The following is a 17,361-nucleotide window of genomic DNA, read 5'->3' on the forward strand; positions in this document are numbered from 1 at the left end:
AAAAAACATACCATATATTTGACTTATAAATAAAAAAAATTCATCAGCCCCCTAATGAATTATTTAAAGTCTGTTTTTTTACTACTGTTATTAAGTAACAGCATATCCTTTTTTGCACAGGAGAACTTTAGGCATGTATGGTATACTGCCGATGATAACACATTGCCTCAAAATACCATAAGTGCTATAATAAAAGACAAATACGGCTATATATGGCTGTCTACAGAGAGTGGATTAGCCAAGTTTGACGGACAGGTTTTCAAAATATACAATACCGATAATATTGACGGACTAATATCCAACAGGATACGTTTGTTTGCAGGGAAACCTGAAAAAGACAGTATCTATCTTTTGAATGAAAACAATCAACTTTTACTTATTAACAAACGGACTGTTATAAATTTAAAGACAAAAATACCTCAGCCCTTTAAGAGCATACAGGATATGCTCAGGTATAATTACAACCCTTTATTATCGTTATCTTTTACAGATGATAAAGAATATCTTGACATTGTAGCAGGAAACAACCTTTATATAATAGGAAACGACAGCATTAAACTATATAACCTTAAGAGGGAAAAAATTAATGAGACTGCATACAGATATCCAAAAAAGGCTCAGTTCTACACAATAGGAAACACATTGTATCTTGACAGTAAAAATGCAGCTTTAAAGTTTACGGGGCTTAAAACCAACAATATAAAATACGATCGTACATTTAAAGAATCATATTATCTTTTTACCAATAACCAATGCGGACAGTCTTTTATATATAGTGACAGGAAATTATACTATCTAAAAGAACACCAAAATTATATAGAAACAATATTGGTCTCAAATCATTTTGATGTTCCTCACAACAATATCGTCTCTTTTTACTACGATGAGCCTAACCATGTTTTATATCTGGGAAGTTCGAATAAAGGATTATTAGTGATAAAAGAGCAGGGATTTAAACACATTGAGCCCATACTTTCTCATTCTACAGGAACAGATGGAGTATACTATGCACTGGAAAAATTTGGCAATAATAATATCCTCAGCAGTACAGGAGAGATCTTTAATGTCAAAGGAAAAAACAAAACAAACAATATCGCCGGTTTCTCTGACAAGTACATGCTGGTAGTTGACAATGATGGAGATATATGGACCAAATACAGCCGTCATTTATATCGTTTCAGAAAAAACAGTGATTACAAAGATTATGATCACTGGAAATTAAATGGAAGTATAACTACATTAACTAAATCCTCCGATGGTACAATATGGGTAGGCACTTTCAATAAGAAAAATCAACCTGGAGGCTATATTTACTTTTTAGAACCCAATGATAAAAATTGTAATCCACAACTTTTTCTAAAAGTAAAAGAGGTTCCGGCATCAATGGCAATAACTGACAATAAAACTATATGGACAGGTACATGGAAAGGACTTTACAAATATGACATTAAAACAAAAGAAGGCTATAAAATAAAGGATTTCCCTAAATGTCAGGTCAGGTCCCTTTATATAGAACCAACAGGCGAAGTATGGGCCTGTAGTTATGGTAAAGGTTTTTATCTATACAAAGATTCTGTTACCACCTCCTTCCCTACCGATAAACATAAATACCTGCTTACATCACATTGTATTACAGAAGATGTAAACGGGTTTTTCTGGATCACTACCAACAAAGGCTTATTTCAGGTAAAAAAACAGGATTTACTAAATTATGCCAACAAAAAGAACACAGGCATCTATTATCATTATTACAATAAAAACTCAGGCTTTCCTAATAACGAATTTAATGGCGGATGCCAGCCTTGCAGCGTATACTTAAATAATGAAACTATATTCTTCCCCTCTATGGAAGGAATAGTTTATTTCAATACGGCCGACATTAATGCTATTATACCTGATAGTCCTATTTATATTGACGAAATAACTATTGACAACACTCCGGTTCCTGCTTTTGAAAAGATTTCAGTTGATCGCGATTTTACCAGAATAAGTTTCGTTATAAGCAGTCCTTATTATGGAGAACCTTATAATGAGAACATTGAATTTATGCTTAAAGGGCCCATACATCAAGGATGGACACTTCTAACAGAAAAATCAATATCATTCTCAACGCTGCCTCATGGAGACTATATTTTAAAAACAAGAAAGCTTAACGGATTTGGGTCAGGATGGATTTATAAAGACATCAAATTCACTGTAGAGCCGGCTTTCTGGCAAACTAACTGGTTTATTATTATTGCAATAATAAGCGGTATAAGTTTAGTATATCTTATTATAAAACTAAGGATACGGTACATACGTTATAAAAACACCTTGCTGGAGAACAAAGTACTTATACAAACTACCCAACTACAGGAAACCATTACCACTTTAAGAAAAACAAAAGATGACCTGAGCAAACAAATAGAAAACCACAAAAGGCTTATAAAATCAATAACTCACGACATTAAGAGCCCTCTTAAATTCCTCTCTATCACAGGACGGTATATCTATAATAATATTGATACCGAAAAAGATTCTGTAAAGGAAAACCTGCAGGCTATGTACACCTCATCTTTTCAGTTATACCATTTTGTAGACAACTTTTTAGAATATGCTAAAGAGACTGACATAAGTGATAATGAATCGGACCCATATTCATTATATCGTTTAGCAAAAGAAAAAATCTTATTCTTTAAAAACATTGCACAACTTCAAAAAACTGAGCTTTTTAATACGATTCCAAAAAGCTACAGCACAACCATAAACAGGCATTTATTGGCCATTATCCTGCACAACCTTGTTGATAATGCTACTAAAAATACTTTTGAAGGAAAAATAACACTTAGTGCCCAGGTTAGCGAGCACACTTTATCCATATCTGTTGAGGATACCGGAAAAGGTATGACCAAAACAGACCTGGAATACTATAACAACCTGCTTCAGGGTTATATAAAGCCTGAAGAAGATTCATCCGCTAGTAAAGGAATGGGGTTACCAATGATTGCAGAGCTCTTAAATATATTAAAAGGTAAAGTGAAAATACTATCTCAAAAAGACGGCGGTACAACAATTACCATCTCATTTAACCTATAAACTATTACGGTAAATATTAAATTTCTCTGCCAGGGAAACAACATTATTAATGCCAAGCTTTTCAAAAATCCGGCTCTTATAAGTACTTACAGTAGACATCTTAATATCAAGTCTGTTGGCAATTTCAAGGTTCCCCTCTCCCTTTGCCAAAAGATCAGCAATTTCCATTTCCCTGTTAGAAAGGCTTTCAAGAGGATTTTCCGGTATTTTATTAATTACACTTTCAAAAACCCTGTCTTTTATTTTATCACTAAAATATCTCCCTCCCCTAAGTATTTCACTTACAGCCTCTATAATTTTATCCTCAGAGCTTAACTTGTTGAGATAGCCGTCTACGCCGGCATGAATATACCTAACGGCATACTGATCTTCATCATACGCAGAAAACATCAGTACCTTTATTGAAGACTGTATTTCCTTTATATTGTTAATCATCCCAACATTATTACCTCCGGGTAAGTTAATATCTAAAAGGATTAGGTTTATGGATTGTTTTTTTAATATTTCTGCTATTTCGCTAAAGCTTTCTGCATGATAAATGTTCACACTATTAAATGCCTCCCTTAAAATCAATGCTACACCCTGCCTTACAACACTATGGTCATCGGCTATTAATATATTCATACTATTTTTTGGTTACAGGTGGGGATATAACTCTTGCGATAAATGTACATAAAAAATTAAGAATATCTTAAAGCCTGCAAACCAACTAATCATTTTTTTAACATTTTTTAAATACTAAATGTTAAAAATATCTTATCACTTGTTATATATCATAAAATTTTAATTTAATTTTAACTTAATACTTATTCATTATCTTAACACTAAAAGCCATACAACATATATCGAGCAACAATAATTTCAAAACTGTCTGTAAGCAATTTATAAAGTTTATATAACCTATTCTACTAATCAATAAATGCAGAAATATGACAAAAAAATTAGTTGCAGAATTTATAGGTACTTTCTGGCTGGTGCTGGGAGGTTGCGGTAGTGCCGTATTAGCCTGTTCTTTTCCTGAATTTGGTATTGGATTTACCGGTGTTGCCCTCGCCTTTGGTTTAACTGTTTTGACTATGGCATTTGCCATAGGGCACATATCAGGATGTCATTTAAACCCTGCCGTATCAATAGGGTTGTGTGTTGGCGGAAGATTTAGCGCAAAAGAGCTTATCCCCTACATTATATCGCAGGTTTTAGGAGGAATGCTTGCCGCTTATGTATTGTATACAATAGCATCGGGCAAAGAAGGTTTTGTAGCCGGCGGATTTGCCGCAAATGGCTTTGGCGAACACTCTCCCGGCGGATACAGCATGTCGGCCGTAATACTTTGTGAGATCGTAATGACCTTTATGTTTCTCATAATTATATTAGGTTCTACAGATGAAAGAGCTCCAAAAGGACTCGCTCCTGTTGCCATTGGCCTTGGCCTTACATTAATTCACCTTATAAGCATACCTGTAAGTAATACATCGGTAAACCCTGCCCGTAGCACAAGCCAGGTACTTTTTGCCGATGCCTGGGCAGTACAACAACTATGGGTATTTTGGGTAGCCCCAATAGTGGGAGCCGTACTGGCTGGATTAGTCTACAAAGGTTTTTTTGAGAAAAAAGAATAACATCAAAAACAAATAAATAACTAAGGGATAGACTTTTAACGCTATCCCTTTTATTTTTTAATATGCGTGCATAAAAAATTTCCCGAAGCCAAATAATTTGTAACTTGGTAGAAATTAATTCAGAATCAAAAATTATGAACTATACAAATAAAATGCTTCGCGATAATGCCCTTGAAGATAAGGTAATTGTAGTAACCGGAGGCGGTAGCGGACTAGGGAAATCCATGACAAAATATTTCATGGAACTCGGCGCTAAAGTAGCCATTACCTCACGTGATCTTGAAAAACTGCAAAACACGGCAAAAGAACTGGAGCAGGAAACAGGAGGAAAATGCCTGGCCGTGCAATGTGATGTTCGCCATTATGAAGAAGTAGAAAACATGCTTCAGGCTGTTTTAAAAGAATATGGTAAAGTAGATGTACTGCTTAATAATGCTGCCGGTAATTTTATTTCACCTACAGAACGATTATCTGCAAATGCTTTCGATACTATTATAGACATAGTACTTAAAGGTTCTAAAAACTGTACCCTAGCATTTGGTAAGCACTGGATAGACACAAAACAAAAAAACTCTACCGTACTAAATATTGTTACTACTTATGCCTGGACAGGATCTGCTTATGTAGTTCCAAGTGCAACGGCAAAAGCCGGTGTACTGGCAATGACCCGAAGCCTTGCTGTAGAGTGGGCTAAATACGGTATAAGATCTAACGCAATTGCTCCAGGCCCCTTCCCTACTAAAGGTGCATGGGACAGACTATTACCCGGTGACTTAAAAGAGAAATTTGACTTAGCAAAAAAAGTACCTTTAAAACGTGTAGGTGATCATCAGGAACTTGCTAACCTTGCTGCATATCTCGTTTCCGACTACTCTGCTTATGTTAACGGAGAAGTTATTACGATAGATGGTGGTGAATGGCTTAAAGGAGCAGGACAATTCAATTTACTTGAAGCTATACCTGAAGAAATGTGGGATATGCTTGAAGCTATGATTAAAGCAAAGAAAAACAAATAGTTACAAAACAAGCACTATATAATTAAGCCCGAAATTGAAATTCGGGCTTAATTTTTTTACGTTATTTAGATTAAGTTTAAATTAAAACAATATCTTTGCGTCGTTATTTTAAATAAATCTAAATAAACAAAACATGAAAAAAGCTTTACTTTTATTAGCTTCTATTGTCCTTGGGTTTACAGCTACAGCCCAGGAAGTAGACGAAAACGGATATACAACCGTAAATGTTTCTATGCAGCCTGCTTATACTAATCAGGTATATTTTAAGTTAGCAACCAATACACAAACCCCTGTAGTTACATCAAGCTGGGATATTGCCTTTCAAAAAGCGAGCGGTATGAATCTTGGCGCTGTAAGGGTAAACGACGGTAAAGTTACCTGCTATGAGGCTTCAGCAGATATTACAACCTGGGAAACAATAGACGTTGCCAACGAAAGCAGTTGGACACAGCTTTACAATTCTGAAACAGAATGGAGCATAGGTGCTTTTGATAACGGAAGCGAAAACACACCTTCATTTGGTTTTGGATGGGGCTTGTACAATATATCAACACATCATGTTACTGGTACAAGAATTTTTGTACTTAAAACTTCGGCAACTAATTACAAGAAATTAATCCTTCAGGACCTTGACCCAATGGCCGGCACATTTACATTTAAATATGCAACATGGAACGGTACAGAATGGTCTGCAGATGAAACTGCTGTTATTGACTTCTCTGACAATGAAGGAACAGAATTCATTTACTATTCAATGGAAACTAACAACACTGTATCAGTAGCACCTGCTGATACTGATTGGGATTTTGTATTCAACAAATACTACGGAGAAGTTTCTATGGGAGGTACAGAAACTGTTATGTACTCAGTAACCGGTGCCTTACACAATAGCAACACGGGTATAACTGTGGCAGTAAAAGATGAAGCAGGAGAAACTACCGGCGATATTACATTACCGGCAGAAGAAGATTATACTGAAGAAATTAATACTATTGGTGACGACTGGAAAGCATTTAACCAATCTACAATGTCATATACTATTCCTGAAAAGACATATTACGTTAAGTATGATGACGGAACTGTTTACAGAATGTACTTCCTTACATTTGAAGGTACAGCAACAGGTAATCTGAGCTTTAAATACAAAAATGTATCAGCAACAATGGGTCTGGGTGATTTTGATACAAACAAAGCTTCATTCAGCCTTTACCCTAACCCGTCTGCAGACAAAAATGTAACAGTAGCTTACAACAATACAGATTTGACAACAGAGGCAGGCGAGCTTACCATATACTCTATAACAGGAAGCAAAGTTTATCAAACAAAAACAAATGTTTCTCAAACTCAGCAACTAAACCTTTCAGCTCTAAACTCAGGCATGTATATTGTTAAGTTACAGGCAGGAAACTACACAGAAACCAAAAAATTAATCATAAAATAAATAATTAAACAAACCAACCTATCTAAAAAGCCGGTAATATTTTACCGGCTTTCTTATTTTACAGGGGTTAACAGATTTTGGCATAAAAACAAAAATGAATGTTAACAAATTCCACTTTCAAAAACCATAAATAATTGTATTTTTACGGTTCTAAAATTATTAAACATTCATGGGTAAGATCATTGCTATTGCCAACCAGAAGGGCGGCGTAGGAAAAACGACAACTTCAGTAAATCTGGCAGCAGCGCTGGGTGTATTGGAAAAAAAAGTATTACTAATAGATGCTGACCCTCAGGCAAATGCCAGCTCAGGACTTGGCATTGATGTAGAAACTGTAGAAACAGGCACCTATCAGATACTGGAACACACCAATACTCCGGATGAGGCTACCATAGACTGTAACGCACCTAATGTTTCGGTTATCCCGGCACACATAGACCTTGTGGCTATTGAAATTGAGCTTGTGGATAAGGAAAACAGAGAATACATGCTTAAACAGGCGCTGCAAAGCGTTAAGGATAAGTATGATTATATACTGATAGACTGTGCCCCTTCACTAGGGCTTTTAACGCTTAATGCACTTACAGCGGCAGACTCTGTGGTTATTCCGATACAATGTGAATACTTCGCACTTGAAGGTTTAGGCAAACTACTTAATACCATTAAGAGCGTACAGAAGATACATAACCCTTCATTAGACATTGAAGGACTGCTTCTAACCATGTATGATTCTCGCTTAAGGCTTTCTAACCAGGTTGTGGAAGAAGTACAGAAACACTTTAACGACATGGTATTTGACACCGTTATACAACGTAATGTTAAGCTAAGCGAGGCGCCAAGTTATGGCGAAAGCATTATTAACTATGACGCAACAAGTAAAGGAGCGGTTAACTACCTGCACCTTGCTGAAGAAATTATAAAGAAAAACACTAGCACAACAGTAGGTTCATGACAAAAGCAGTAAAAAAACAAGCACTTGGAAGAGGATTATCGGCATTATTAAAAGACCCTGAAAACGACATCAAGTCGGTTGAGGATAAAAATGCAGATAAGGTTGTAGGTAACATCATAGAGCTTGAGATTGATGCTATAGAGATAAACCCTTTTCAGCCAAGAACTAACTTTAACGAAGAAACACTACAGGAATTAAGCACCTCTATTAAAGAATTAGGGGTTATACAGCCTATTACCGTAAGAAAACTGGACTACAACAAATACCAGCTAATTTCGGGAGAGCGTCGTTTACGCGCTTCTAAAATGGCCGGGCTTGAAACCGTACCGGCTTATATAAGACTTGCAAACGATAATGAATCGCTTGTAATGGCTCTTGTAGAAAATATTCAGCGTCATGACCTTGACCCTATAGAGATTGCACTTTCCTACCAAAGACTTATAGACGAAATTCAGCTTACACAGGAACAAATGAGTGATCGTGTAGGTAAAAAGCGTTCTACTATTGCAAACTACCTTCGTTTACTTAAACTGGACCCAATAATCCAGACAGGTATTCGTGATGGTTTTATATCAATGGGCCACGGCCGTGCAATAATAAATATTGAGGACCAGGATGCTCAGGCAAATATTTACCAGAAAATAGTTAGCGGAAACCTGTCAGTTAGGGAAACCGAAGCCTTGGTTAAGGCATATCAGGAAAGCCTTAAGCCGGGTGCAGATAAAAATACTACTGTTAAAGCGAATGGTTTTGCGGTTGAAGAAGAGCAGAAAAAAAGCATAACTGAATTCTTTGGCGCAAAAGTTGATGTAAAGGTGGATGCAAAAGGTAAAGGTAAAATTACCATTCCTTTTCATTCAGAAGAAGATTTCAACAGGATTATTAAACTTATTAAAGGTTAGTGAAAAATTTACTTTCAATATTTATTTTATTTATCTCATCAATATCCTTTGCTCAGGAAACTCAAACCGAGGAACAATTAAGGGTAGACATGAACACCGAAGTAAGTTCTAATTCATACACTATAGATCCCCTTGCCCCTTCTAAAGCTGCATTTTATTCGGCTGTAGTACCGGGACTTGGACAGGCTTACAATAAAAAATACTGGAAAATCCCTTTAGTTGCTGCCGGTATAGGTATTCCGCTTTATTACTATTCATGGAACAATAACAAATACCATGAATACAGAGATGCCTATAAAACTACTTTAGCCGGAGGCACCGTAACAGGTGAACTGGCGAACCTCAGTCAGGACAACTTAATAAGAGGACAAAAATTCCATCAAAGAAACAGAGACCTCTCATTGCTTATAGCAGTGGGAGTTTATGTTTTAAATATAGTTGACGCTAATGTTGACGCCCACCTTATGCAGTTTAACGTAAACGATAATTTGAGTTTAAGACCCGAACTGCAACAAAATCAGATAGATTATAAACACAATATGGGTATATCCCTTAGTTACCAATTTTAAATTATGAAGATTGCACTTTTAGGCTACGGAAAAATGGGAAAAGTAATCGAAAGGATTGCTTTGGAAAGAGGCCATGAAATTGTATTGAGAAAATCAGGACAGGACACTTTTAACGGACTTGAAAATGCCGATGTGGCTATCGAATTCAGTATCCCTGATGCAGCCGTTGAGAACATAACAGAATGTTTTAACCGTAATGTACCTGTTATCTCAGGAACTACAGGCTGGCTGGAACATTACCCGGAAGTTGCAAAACTTTGTGAGGAAAAAAGCGGGGCTTTTATTTATGGTTCTAACTTTAGTCTTGGCGTAAATATATTCTTCCAGCTTAACGAGTATCTTGCTAAAATGATGAGCAAGCTTACTCAATATAAAGTATCTATGGAAGAGATACACCACACTCAAAAGCTTGATGCACCAAGCGGTACTGCCATAAGCCTTGCAAAAGGAGTTATTGAAAACTCTAATTACTCAAGCTGGGCATTAGAAAATGCTAAAGAAGATGAAATACTTATAGATGCTAAACGTATTGAAAACGTTCCAGGCACACATAGTATATTCTATGACTCTGAAGTAGACTCTATAGAAATTAAACATACAGCCCACAGCCGCGAAGGTTTTGCTTTGGGATCTGTAGTGGCAGCCGAGTGGATTTTAGGCAAAAAAGGTATTTTTACAATGAAAGATGTTTTGGACTTAAAGTAACATTTTTGCAAAAAAACATACATATATAAAAAAACAGTATAAAGATGACACTATTACAATGGTTTATTTTCTTCCTGGCAGTGCAGGTAGTACATTATCTTGGCACCTGGAAATTATATCAAAAAGCAGGCAGAAAATCATGGGAAGCAGCCGTTCCGGTATACAACGCGGTAGTCTTAATGAAAATAATAAGAAAACCTGTATGGTGGACAATCCTGCTTTTTATTCCTGTTGTAAATCTTATAATGTTCCCGGTAGTTTGGGTACTTACCTTAAAAAGCTTTGGTAAAAAATCAACATTAGATACTATTTTAGGAATAGTAACCCTTGGCCTTTATATCTACTACATAAACTATATGGAAGATGTAAAGTATATTACCCAGGAAGAATATGATGCTGAAAAGAAAAAAGAAAGTACTATAAGCTCTCTGTTATTTGCTGTAGTTGTTGCTACCATAGTACACACCTATATAATGCAACCTTTCACAATCCCTACCGCTTCATTAGAGAAAACCCTTCTTATTGGCGACTTCCTCTTTGTTAGTAAATTCCATTATGGCGCACGTACTCCTATGACTGCTGTTGCAGCACCTATGGTACATGACACAATACCGGTTATTAATAAAAAATCATACAGTAACTGGCCACAACTGCCATCGTTCCGTTTACCGGGATTTGAAAACCCTGAGAAAAACGACATTGTTGTGTTTAATTGGCCAACTGATACCGTAACAAATTTTAGAGATACTAAAACTGCAGGTTTAAGAAAACCTATAGACAAAAAATCAAACTATGTAAAAAGATGTGTAGGTACTCCGGGAGATAACCTATCAATTGTTAACGGAGATGTACATATAAATGGTGAAAAGTTTACCCTTTCTGACAGGGCTAAACTTCAGTACAATCATACTATTTACTCTAAAAAAGGTGTTACACCACAGTTATTAATAAGTAATGATGTTAAAGAATTTTACCGTACTTATGAAATAAGAAACTTAAGCAGTCAGGCTCAGATTGATGCCTTAAGACCATATATTACGGGTTACGATGCTAGTACTGAAGGCTTAATTACCATTAAAACTTCGGCCAACGGCCTTCCATATTCTGTAATACAAAGCTATCAGATCAATGCACAAGAAGTAGCTGATTACCAGATGACAGCAAATCTTACTCTGGAAAAAGCTGAAAAGCTTAGAGCAGTTACAGGTATTGATTCAGTAATCAAATTTGTGAAAAAAAATCAGGGTCTTGAGATGTTCCCTCATACTAAACCAACATGGACCGAAGATAATATGGGACCTATTTATGTTCCTGAAGCTGGCAAGACGGTTGAACTTAACAGTGAAACACTGCCTTTCTATAAAATGATTATTCAGGAATATGAAGGTAATGACCTTAAAGTAACGGGCAATGAAATCAGAATAAACGGAGAAGTAGCTACATCTTATACGTTTAAACAGAATTACTACTGGATGATGGGTGATAATCGCCATAATTCATTAGACAGCCGTTTTTGGGGCTTTGTTCCTGAAGACCACATAGTAGGTAAACCTGTGTTTATATGGATGAGCCTTGACCAAAACGAATCATGGAAAAACATTGGTAAAAAAGTTCGTTGGGACAGGATGTTTACTACTGTTAGCGGAAACGGCGAACCGGTATCTTACTTTAAATACTTCCTTATACTGCTTGTAGGCTGGTTTGGGTTTGATTATTTCAGAAAGAAAAAGAAAAAAGCGAATAGTTAAAATAATATTTTAAAAGTCTATAAATTTGAAGATTGGCAATTCTGTCAATCTTCAGTTTTTTAAATACGTACTCATGAGCATTTTAATTCATCCTACATATTTTCCTTCTATCAGCCACTTTGTTGCAATGGTAAAGGCAGATAAAATTGTTTTTGAAGTTGAAGATAATTTTCAGAAACAAACCAACAGGAACAGGATGTACATATACAGTCCAAACGGAATACAGCTTTTAAATATACCTGTTAAACACAACAAGGAAAGTAATCATCAAAAGTTTAAGGACGTAAAGATTGAGGATGCTTTCGACTGGCAAAAACAGCACTTTAAGTCGCTTGAAGCTGCTTACCGCACTTCTCCCTTCTTTGAGTACTTTGAAGACGACATAAGGCCTGTATTTGAAAAAAAACATACTTTTATGATGGATCTTAATTTCCAGATAATGGAAATTATTACTGATTGCTTAGGAATGGATTTCTCTTACGACAAAACTGAAGAATATTTCCGTGAGGTAAATGATGTACAGGACCTGAGATATCTTACTAACGGCAAGAAAGACACATCTTCATTTGATGCCTATACTCAGGTATTTGAAGAAAAACATGGGTTTATAAATAATCTTAGCATATTAGACCTGTTATTTAATGAAGGTCGTTACGCGATGGATTATTTAAAGAACCAGGCTTTATAAATTTTACTTATCTATTTCTTTCTTCTCAAAGCCAAGGCGTGCCATAATAGGATAATGGTCTGAATTTACAAACATGTCGTATGTTTTAAATTCTTTTACCTCAAGTGTATCGTCTGCAAAAATATAGTCTATCCTGGCCGGATAGTATTTGTAATTATATGACTTGCCAAAACCGCTTCCGGCCTCTTCAAAAGCATCTTTCATATCCCCTCTTATACTCCTGTAGACATAAGAGAACGCGCTGTTGTTTAAGTCACCGCATATAATCATCGGATGTTTACATTCTTTCTTGTGTTGCTGTAACATCTCCGCCTGTAACTGCTGCTCTTTAAAAGCTTCGCTAAGCCTCCTGAAAATTACTTTGGACTTCTCCTCATCAATCTTTTCATGAATATCAGGGCTTATCTTAACCGACTGCAAATGCATACTGTAAAATCTAAGCGTATCATTGCCCTTTTTTATATCGGCAAATATTACATTGTTTCCCGTATTAGGAAAATCTATATTACCGGTATTAATAATAGGATATTTAGAAAAAATAGCCTGCTGGCTCTTCCCCTTTTCATGATATATATATTTATATATAAAGCCTTCAAAAAGCCCTTCTCCCCGCTTATTATACTCCTGAAGGCATAATACATCGGGCTTTTTTTCCTTAACGAAATAAGATATCTTTTGTGGCACAATGGTATCATCAATCCACTCATAAAGATTAAACATCCTTACGTTATAACTCATGAGTACAAAATCATCATTCTCAGTTTCCTGGCTTTCTGAAGAGAAACGATATAGCTTACTTACAAAGGTTATTCCTAATAGAAGTACAAGCCCCGAAAGCAGCATCTGTCTTTTGGTTTGCAGCAGCCAGTACATAAAAAAGATAAAGTTAAGCACCAATAACAGCGGCAGTATTAAAGTAAATACCGACAATAGCGGAAAAAGCTTTGGCGCTAAAAAAGGAAGTATATAGGCAGCAAAAGTTAATATGGTTAATACCATATTAAAGAAAAACATAAGCTTGTTAAACCAGGATAGGTTTTTCATGGGGGAGCTTGTTTATCGGTTAAATTACTTACCTGCTTTACTTAAAAAATCTTTTTCCTCTTTTGTAAGGCTCTCATAGCCCGACTTACTAATCTTATCTAATATATCGTCTATTCTTTTTTGGGTAATATCTTTAGGCTGATTTGTAAGAGATGATGCAGGCCTGGAAACATTATTATTTTTATATACCTTTTTAAAAGGTGTCTTTTTCTTAGGTTTAAACAAGTTAGCAAAAAAATCGATTACCGAAGTTACAATACTACTAAGATCGGTTCCGTTTTGCAATAGCCTTATATAAATATATCCAAAAAGAGCACCTCCCAAGTGTGCGATATGCCCACCTGCATTAGATCCAGAAGCCTGTATAAGATCCAGTATTACAAATACAACAGCAATATGCCATAACTTAACGGTACCTATAAGCATAAGCCTAACCTGATAATAAGGCTGATAAACTGCCGTAGCAATAAGAACCGTCATAACAGCTGCTGAAGCACCTACCATTTTGCTCCCTCCTACACTAAAAGCAGGCAGTAGATTATAGCTTACTATATATAAAAATCCGGCAAATACACCTCCCAGTATATACATACCAAACATTTGCTTTTGCGTAAAAAAGGTTAAAAACAACCTTCCGGCAAAATAGAGCATCATCATATTAAAAAGCAAATGAAATATACCTGCATGCAAAAACATATAAGATATAATAGACCAAGGCTTCCATAATAAGTCTTCAGGATTTGAAGAAAGGCTAAACCAGTCATTGGTCGATGCAAGATCCCATCTTAGAAAAGATAAATCAACACTAAACAGAGATAAAACACTAAAAAACACCATTGGAATAGCAAACAGACCTACATTCCAAAAAATAAGCCTTTGGGTAATGCCTCCTATACGATACTCCATTTTTAAATCATCTAAAATCCCCATAGCTAGTTCCAGCGATTTTTATTAAACTGATTCTTCTTCCAGTACCACATAATGAGGAAACCTACGAGTGCCCCGCCTAAATGGGCAAAATGGGCAACGCCGTCTCCCTGCCCTATTACTGCATTACCTTTTACCCCCATAAATAAATCAAAAGCCAAAAGTCCGGGTACAAAGTATTTTGCTTTTATAGGTATTGGGAAGAAAATCAACATTAACTCAGCGTTAGGAAACATAAAAGCAAAAGCAATCATTATTCCGTATAAAGCTCCTGATGCTCCAACTCCGGAAGTCATATATGAGCTTACAAGGTTTTGTAACTGAATGGGTGAAAGCACATCCTTCCAGGCTACCAGAATTTTCCCTTCATTTAATACACTTAAAATATCTGCTTTAGAATATCCATTCTCTATAAGCACCTGTAACGCATTATTAAATAAAGCATAATCAATCCCTATGTTAACAAGAGCAGCACCAATACCACATGATAAGTAAAAGAAAAGAAACTTAGATGTTCCCCAAAAATGTTCCAATGCACTACCAAACATCCAAAGTCCCAACATATTAAACAAAATATGAGGTACATTACCATGCATAAACATATGGGTAACAGGCTGCCAAAGTTTAAATTCAGGATTTAAAGGAAAATGTAAAGCTAAAAATGAATAAGCTTGCGGAACAACTATTGTCCCTATAAAAAAAAGTATATTTATAATAATTAACTGCTTAACAGTTTCGGTAATTCGCATCATAGGGCAAATCGTTTATCTAGGTCTTCCACACTCATGGTGATGAAAGTAGGTTTATTAAAAGGTGAAACTCCGGGCTCTTTGCAGGCAAAAAGCGAGTTGACCATAGTTTCCTGCTCTTTATCAGAAAGTTGTACCCCTGTCTTAACCGCAAGACTTCTTGCCATAGATTTTGCTATGCTGTCGCTTTGGCTAAAACTACTGTCTGGTACTTCCTGCTGTAAATCGTTTAAAAGCTCTTCTAAAAGTATAGAAACCTCGCTTTCTGTCACGTTTACAGGCAAACCGGAAACCACTATATGGTCGCTGTTAAACTCAGCAAAAACAAAGCCAGTATTTTGTAAAGCTTCCTTCATTTCACTTATTATTGCCAGCTCGCTTTTATTAAAGTGAAGGGTAAGTGGGAAAAGCAATTGTTGGCTTGAGCCATGCTGCACGGTAATATTGGCAAGAAACTGCTCATACAATATACGCTGATGTGCACGTTTCTGGTCTATTATCACCATTCCCGACTTAATTGGGCTTACTATATATTTCTTATGAATCTGATACGTCTTGTATACCGCCTGCTCTACATCCTCATCGTTAAAAAGTGAACCTGTCACTTCTTCCGATTCAAAATTCACTTCGGTAATTTCGTCAGATGCAGTATCCAGTCCGTTATATAAACTTTCCCATGCAGGCATCTTGTCAGCTTTCCTGAAAGACGGCGAAGAATATGAAGACGAAGACGAGCTTCGTGAAGAACCAAACGAAGATGAGGATGAAGACTTTATCGGAGTATCATCAGCAAAAGGATTAAACGTAGAGTCTACCTGTATGGTAGGCATAGAAACGTCCTTTCCTTCGTAATCATAAGGTGTATCAAGGGTATTATCCCTTTCAAAATCGAGTACCGGAGCCACATTAAACTGACCCAGGCTATGTTTTATAGACGAACGCAATATGGCATAGAGCGCATGCTCATCGTCAAATTTAATTTCTGTTTTTGTAGGGTGTATATTGATATCTATACTGTTTGGCGGAACATCAAGGTATAAGAAATATCCCGGTTGTGTCCCGTCTTTAAGCAATCCCTCATAAGCAGCCATTACCGCATGATGTAGGTAGCCGCTCTTAATAAACCTGTCGTTTACAAAAAAGAACTGCTCTCCCCTGTTTTTCTTGGCAAATTCAGGCTTGCAAACAAATCCGTTAATGCTTACTATCTCGGTAGTTTCGTTTACAGGAACTAATTTTTCGTTAGTTCGACCGCCAAAAATATTTACAATACGCTGGCGTGTATTTGAAGCGGGAAGGTTAAACATTTCGCTACCGTTATGTATCAGTACAAAATGAATATTGGCATGCGCCATAGCCACCCTTTCAAACTCATCAACTATATGACGGAATTCAACCGTATCCGATTTAAGGAAATTACGCCTTGCCGGAATATTAAAGAAAAGGTTTTTAATGGAAAACGAAGTACCTTTAGGCACTACAGCCACATCCTGGCTTACAAACTTGCTGCCTTCTATAATAAGATGTGTACCCAGTTCGTCCTGTTCCTGTTTGGTTTTCATTTCAACATGAGCGATAGCCGCTATAGACGCCAGCGCTTCTCCCCTAAAACCTTTTGTACCAAGGGAAAACAAATCTTCGGCATGGCGTATTTTTGAAGTAGCATGGCGCTCAAAACACAGTCGGGAATCGGTAACACTCATACCTTTTCCGTTATCTATAACCTGTACTAAGGTTTTTCCTGCATCTTTAACTATAAGTTTTATCTCTGTTGCGCTTGCATCGACCGAATTTTCCAGTAATTCTTTCACTACCGAAGCCGGCCTTTGTACCACCTCTCCGGCAGCTATCTGGTTGGCAACGTGGTCAGGAAGAAGTTGGATAATACTCGACATTGGAAAAGATATAGGATTTAATTGATGAACC

Annotated in this window: 15 protein-coding genes; 10 read left to right on the plus strand and 5 right to left on the minus strand. The window is 36.4% G+C overall.

The genetic code is table 11. The features are described 5' to 3' along the window. Positions 1-54 precede the first annotated feature (54 nt). Entirely contained in the window at positions 55-3,075 is a 3,021-nt protein-coding gene (locus FUA48_RS00330; RefSeq protein WP_147581592.1) for a ligand-binding sensor domain-containing protein, read from the plus strand. Here FUA48_RS00330 and FUA48_RS00335 read toward each other — a convergent pair. Beyond that, entirely contained in the window at positions 3,070-3,699 is a 630-nt protein-coding gene (locus FUA48_RS00335) for a response regulator (RefSeq protein WP_147581593.1), read from the minus strand. The two genes, FUA48_RS00330 and FUA48_RS00335, sit on opposite strands and share 6 nt — an antisense overlap. A gap of 305 nt (positions 3,700-4,004) precedes the next feature. Here FUA48_RS00335 and aqpZ point away from each other — a divergent pair, with 305 nt between their 5' ends. From aqpZ to FUA48_RS00380, 9 genes are all read left to right on the plus strand, one after another. After that, entirely contained in the window at positions 4,005-4,694 is a 690-nt protein-coding gene (gene aqpZ / locus FUA48_RS00340; RefSeq protein ID WP_147581594.1) for an aquaporin Z, read from the plus strand. Positions 4,695-4,828: 134 nt separating this feature from the next. Continuing rightward, complete coding sequence (locus tag FUA48_RS00345) at positions 4,829-5,710, plus strand: SDR family oxidoreductase (RefSeq protein ID WP_168196921.1); 882 nt, start codon at positions 4,829-4,831, stop codon at positions 5,708-5,710. Between the two features lie 133 nt (positions 5,711-5,843). Then, positions 5,844-7,151, plus strand: a complete 1,308-nt coding sequence (locus tag FUA48_RS00350; protein WP_147581595.1) for a T9SS type A sorting domain-containing protein — start codon at positions 5,844-5,846, stop codon at positions 7,149-7,151. A 169-nt stretch (positions 7,152-7,320) separates the two neighbouring features. Then, on the plus strand, positions 7,321-8,103 hold the full coding sequence (locus FUA48_RS00355; protein WP_129751666.1) for a ParA family protein: 783 nt from the start codon (positions 7,321-7,323) through the stop codon (positions 8,101-8,103). Next, positions 8,100-9,005 carry a ParB/RepB/Spo0J family partition protein gene (locus tag FUA48_RS00360; protein ID WP_129751665.1) on the plus strand — a complete coding sequence of 302 codons (906 nt, stop codon included), beginning with the start codon at positions 8,100-8,102 and terminating at the stop codon, positions 9,003-9,005. The genes FUA48_RS00355 and FUA48_RS00360 overlap by 4 nt, the downstream gene beginning before the upstream one ends. Continuing rightward, complete coding sequence (locus FUA48_RS00365; protein ID WP_147581596.1) at positions 9,005-9,574, plus strand: DUF5683 domain-containing protein; 570 nt, start codon at positions 9,005-9,007, stop codon at positions 9,572-9,574. Before FUA48_RS00360 ends, FUA48_RS00365 begins: the two co-directional genes overlap by 1 nt. Before the next feature lie 3 nt (positions 9,575-9,577). Continuing rightward, the gene (gene dapB / locus FUA48_RS00370) at positions 9,578-10,279 is read left to right on the plus strand and encodes a 4-hydroxy-tetrahydrodipicolinate reductase (protein WP_147581597.1); all 702 of its coding nucleotides are present in this window, start codon (positions 9,578-9,580) and stop codon (positions 10,277-10,279) included. Positions 10,280-10,323: 44 nt separating this feature from the next. Further along, positions 10,324-12,027, plus strand: coding sequence for a signal peptidase I (lepB, locus tag FUA48_RS00375; protein ID WP_147581598.1), 1,704 nt, complete (start codon positions 10,324-10,326; stop codon positions 12,025-12,027). 73 nt (positions 12,028-12,100) lie between these two features. Further along, positions 12,101-12,715: a WbqC family protein gene (locus tag FUA48_RS00380; protein WP_147581599.1), complete on the plus strand. Its 615-nt coding sequence runs from the start codon at positions 12,101-12,103 to the stop codon at positions 12,713-12,715. Positions 12,716-12,718: 3 nt separating this feature from the next. Here the strand turns inward: FUA48_RS00380 and FUA48_RS00385 are convergent, their stop codons facing one another. From FUA48_RS00385 to mutL, 4 genes are read right to left on the minus strand one after another with little or no spacing between them, the layout of a single operon-like run. Then, entirely contained in the window at positions 12,719-13,759 is a 1,041-nt protein-coding gene (locus FUA48_RS00385; protein ID WP_147581600.1) for an endonuclease/exonuclease/phosphatase family protein, read from the minus strand. 24 nt (positions 13,760-13,783) lie between these two features. Then, positions 13,784-14,689, minus strand: a complete 906-nt coding sequence (locus FUA48_RS00390) for a rhomboid family protein (protein WP_147581601.1) — start codon at positions 14,687-14,689, stop codon at positions 13,784-13,786. A 2-nt stretch (positions 14,690-14,691) separates the two neighbouring features. Continuing rightward, the gene (locus FUA48_RS00395; RefSeq protein ID WP_147581602.1) at positions 14,692-15,438 is read right to left on the minus strand and encodes a rhomboid family intramembrane serine protease; all 747 of its coding nucleotides are present in this window, start codon (positions 15,436-15,438) and stop codon (positions 14,692-14,694) included. Further along, positions 15,435-17,330, minus strand: a complete 1,896-nt coding sequence (mutL, locus tag FUA48_RS00400; protein WP_147581603.1) for a DNA mismatch repair endonuclease MutL — start codon at positions 17,328-17,330, stop codon at positions 15,435-15,437. The genes FUA48_RS00395 and mutL overlap by 4 nt, the downstream gene beginning before the upstream one ends. Positions 17,331-17,361 lie beyond the last annotated feature (31 nt).

The sequence above is a fragment of the Flavobacterium alkalisoli genome, assembly GCF_008000935.1.
Taxonomy (GTDB): Bacteria; Bacteroidota; Bacteroidia; order Flavobacteriales; family Flavobacteriaceae; genus Flavobacterium; species Flavobacterium alkalisoli.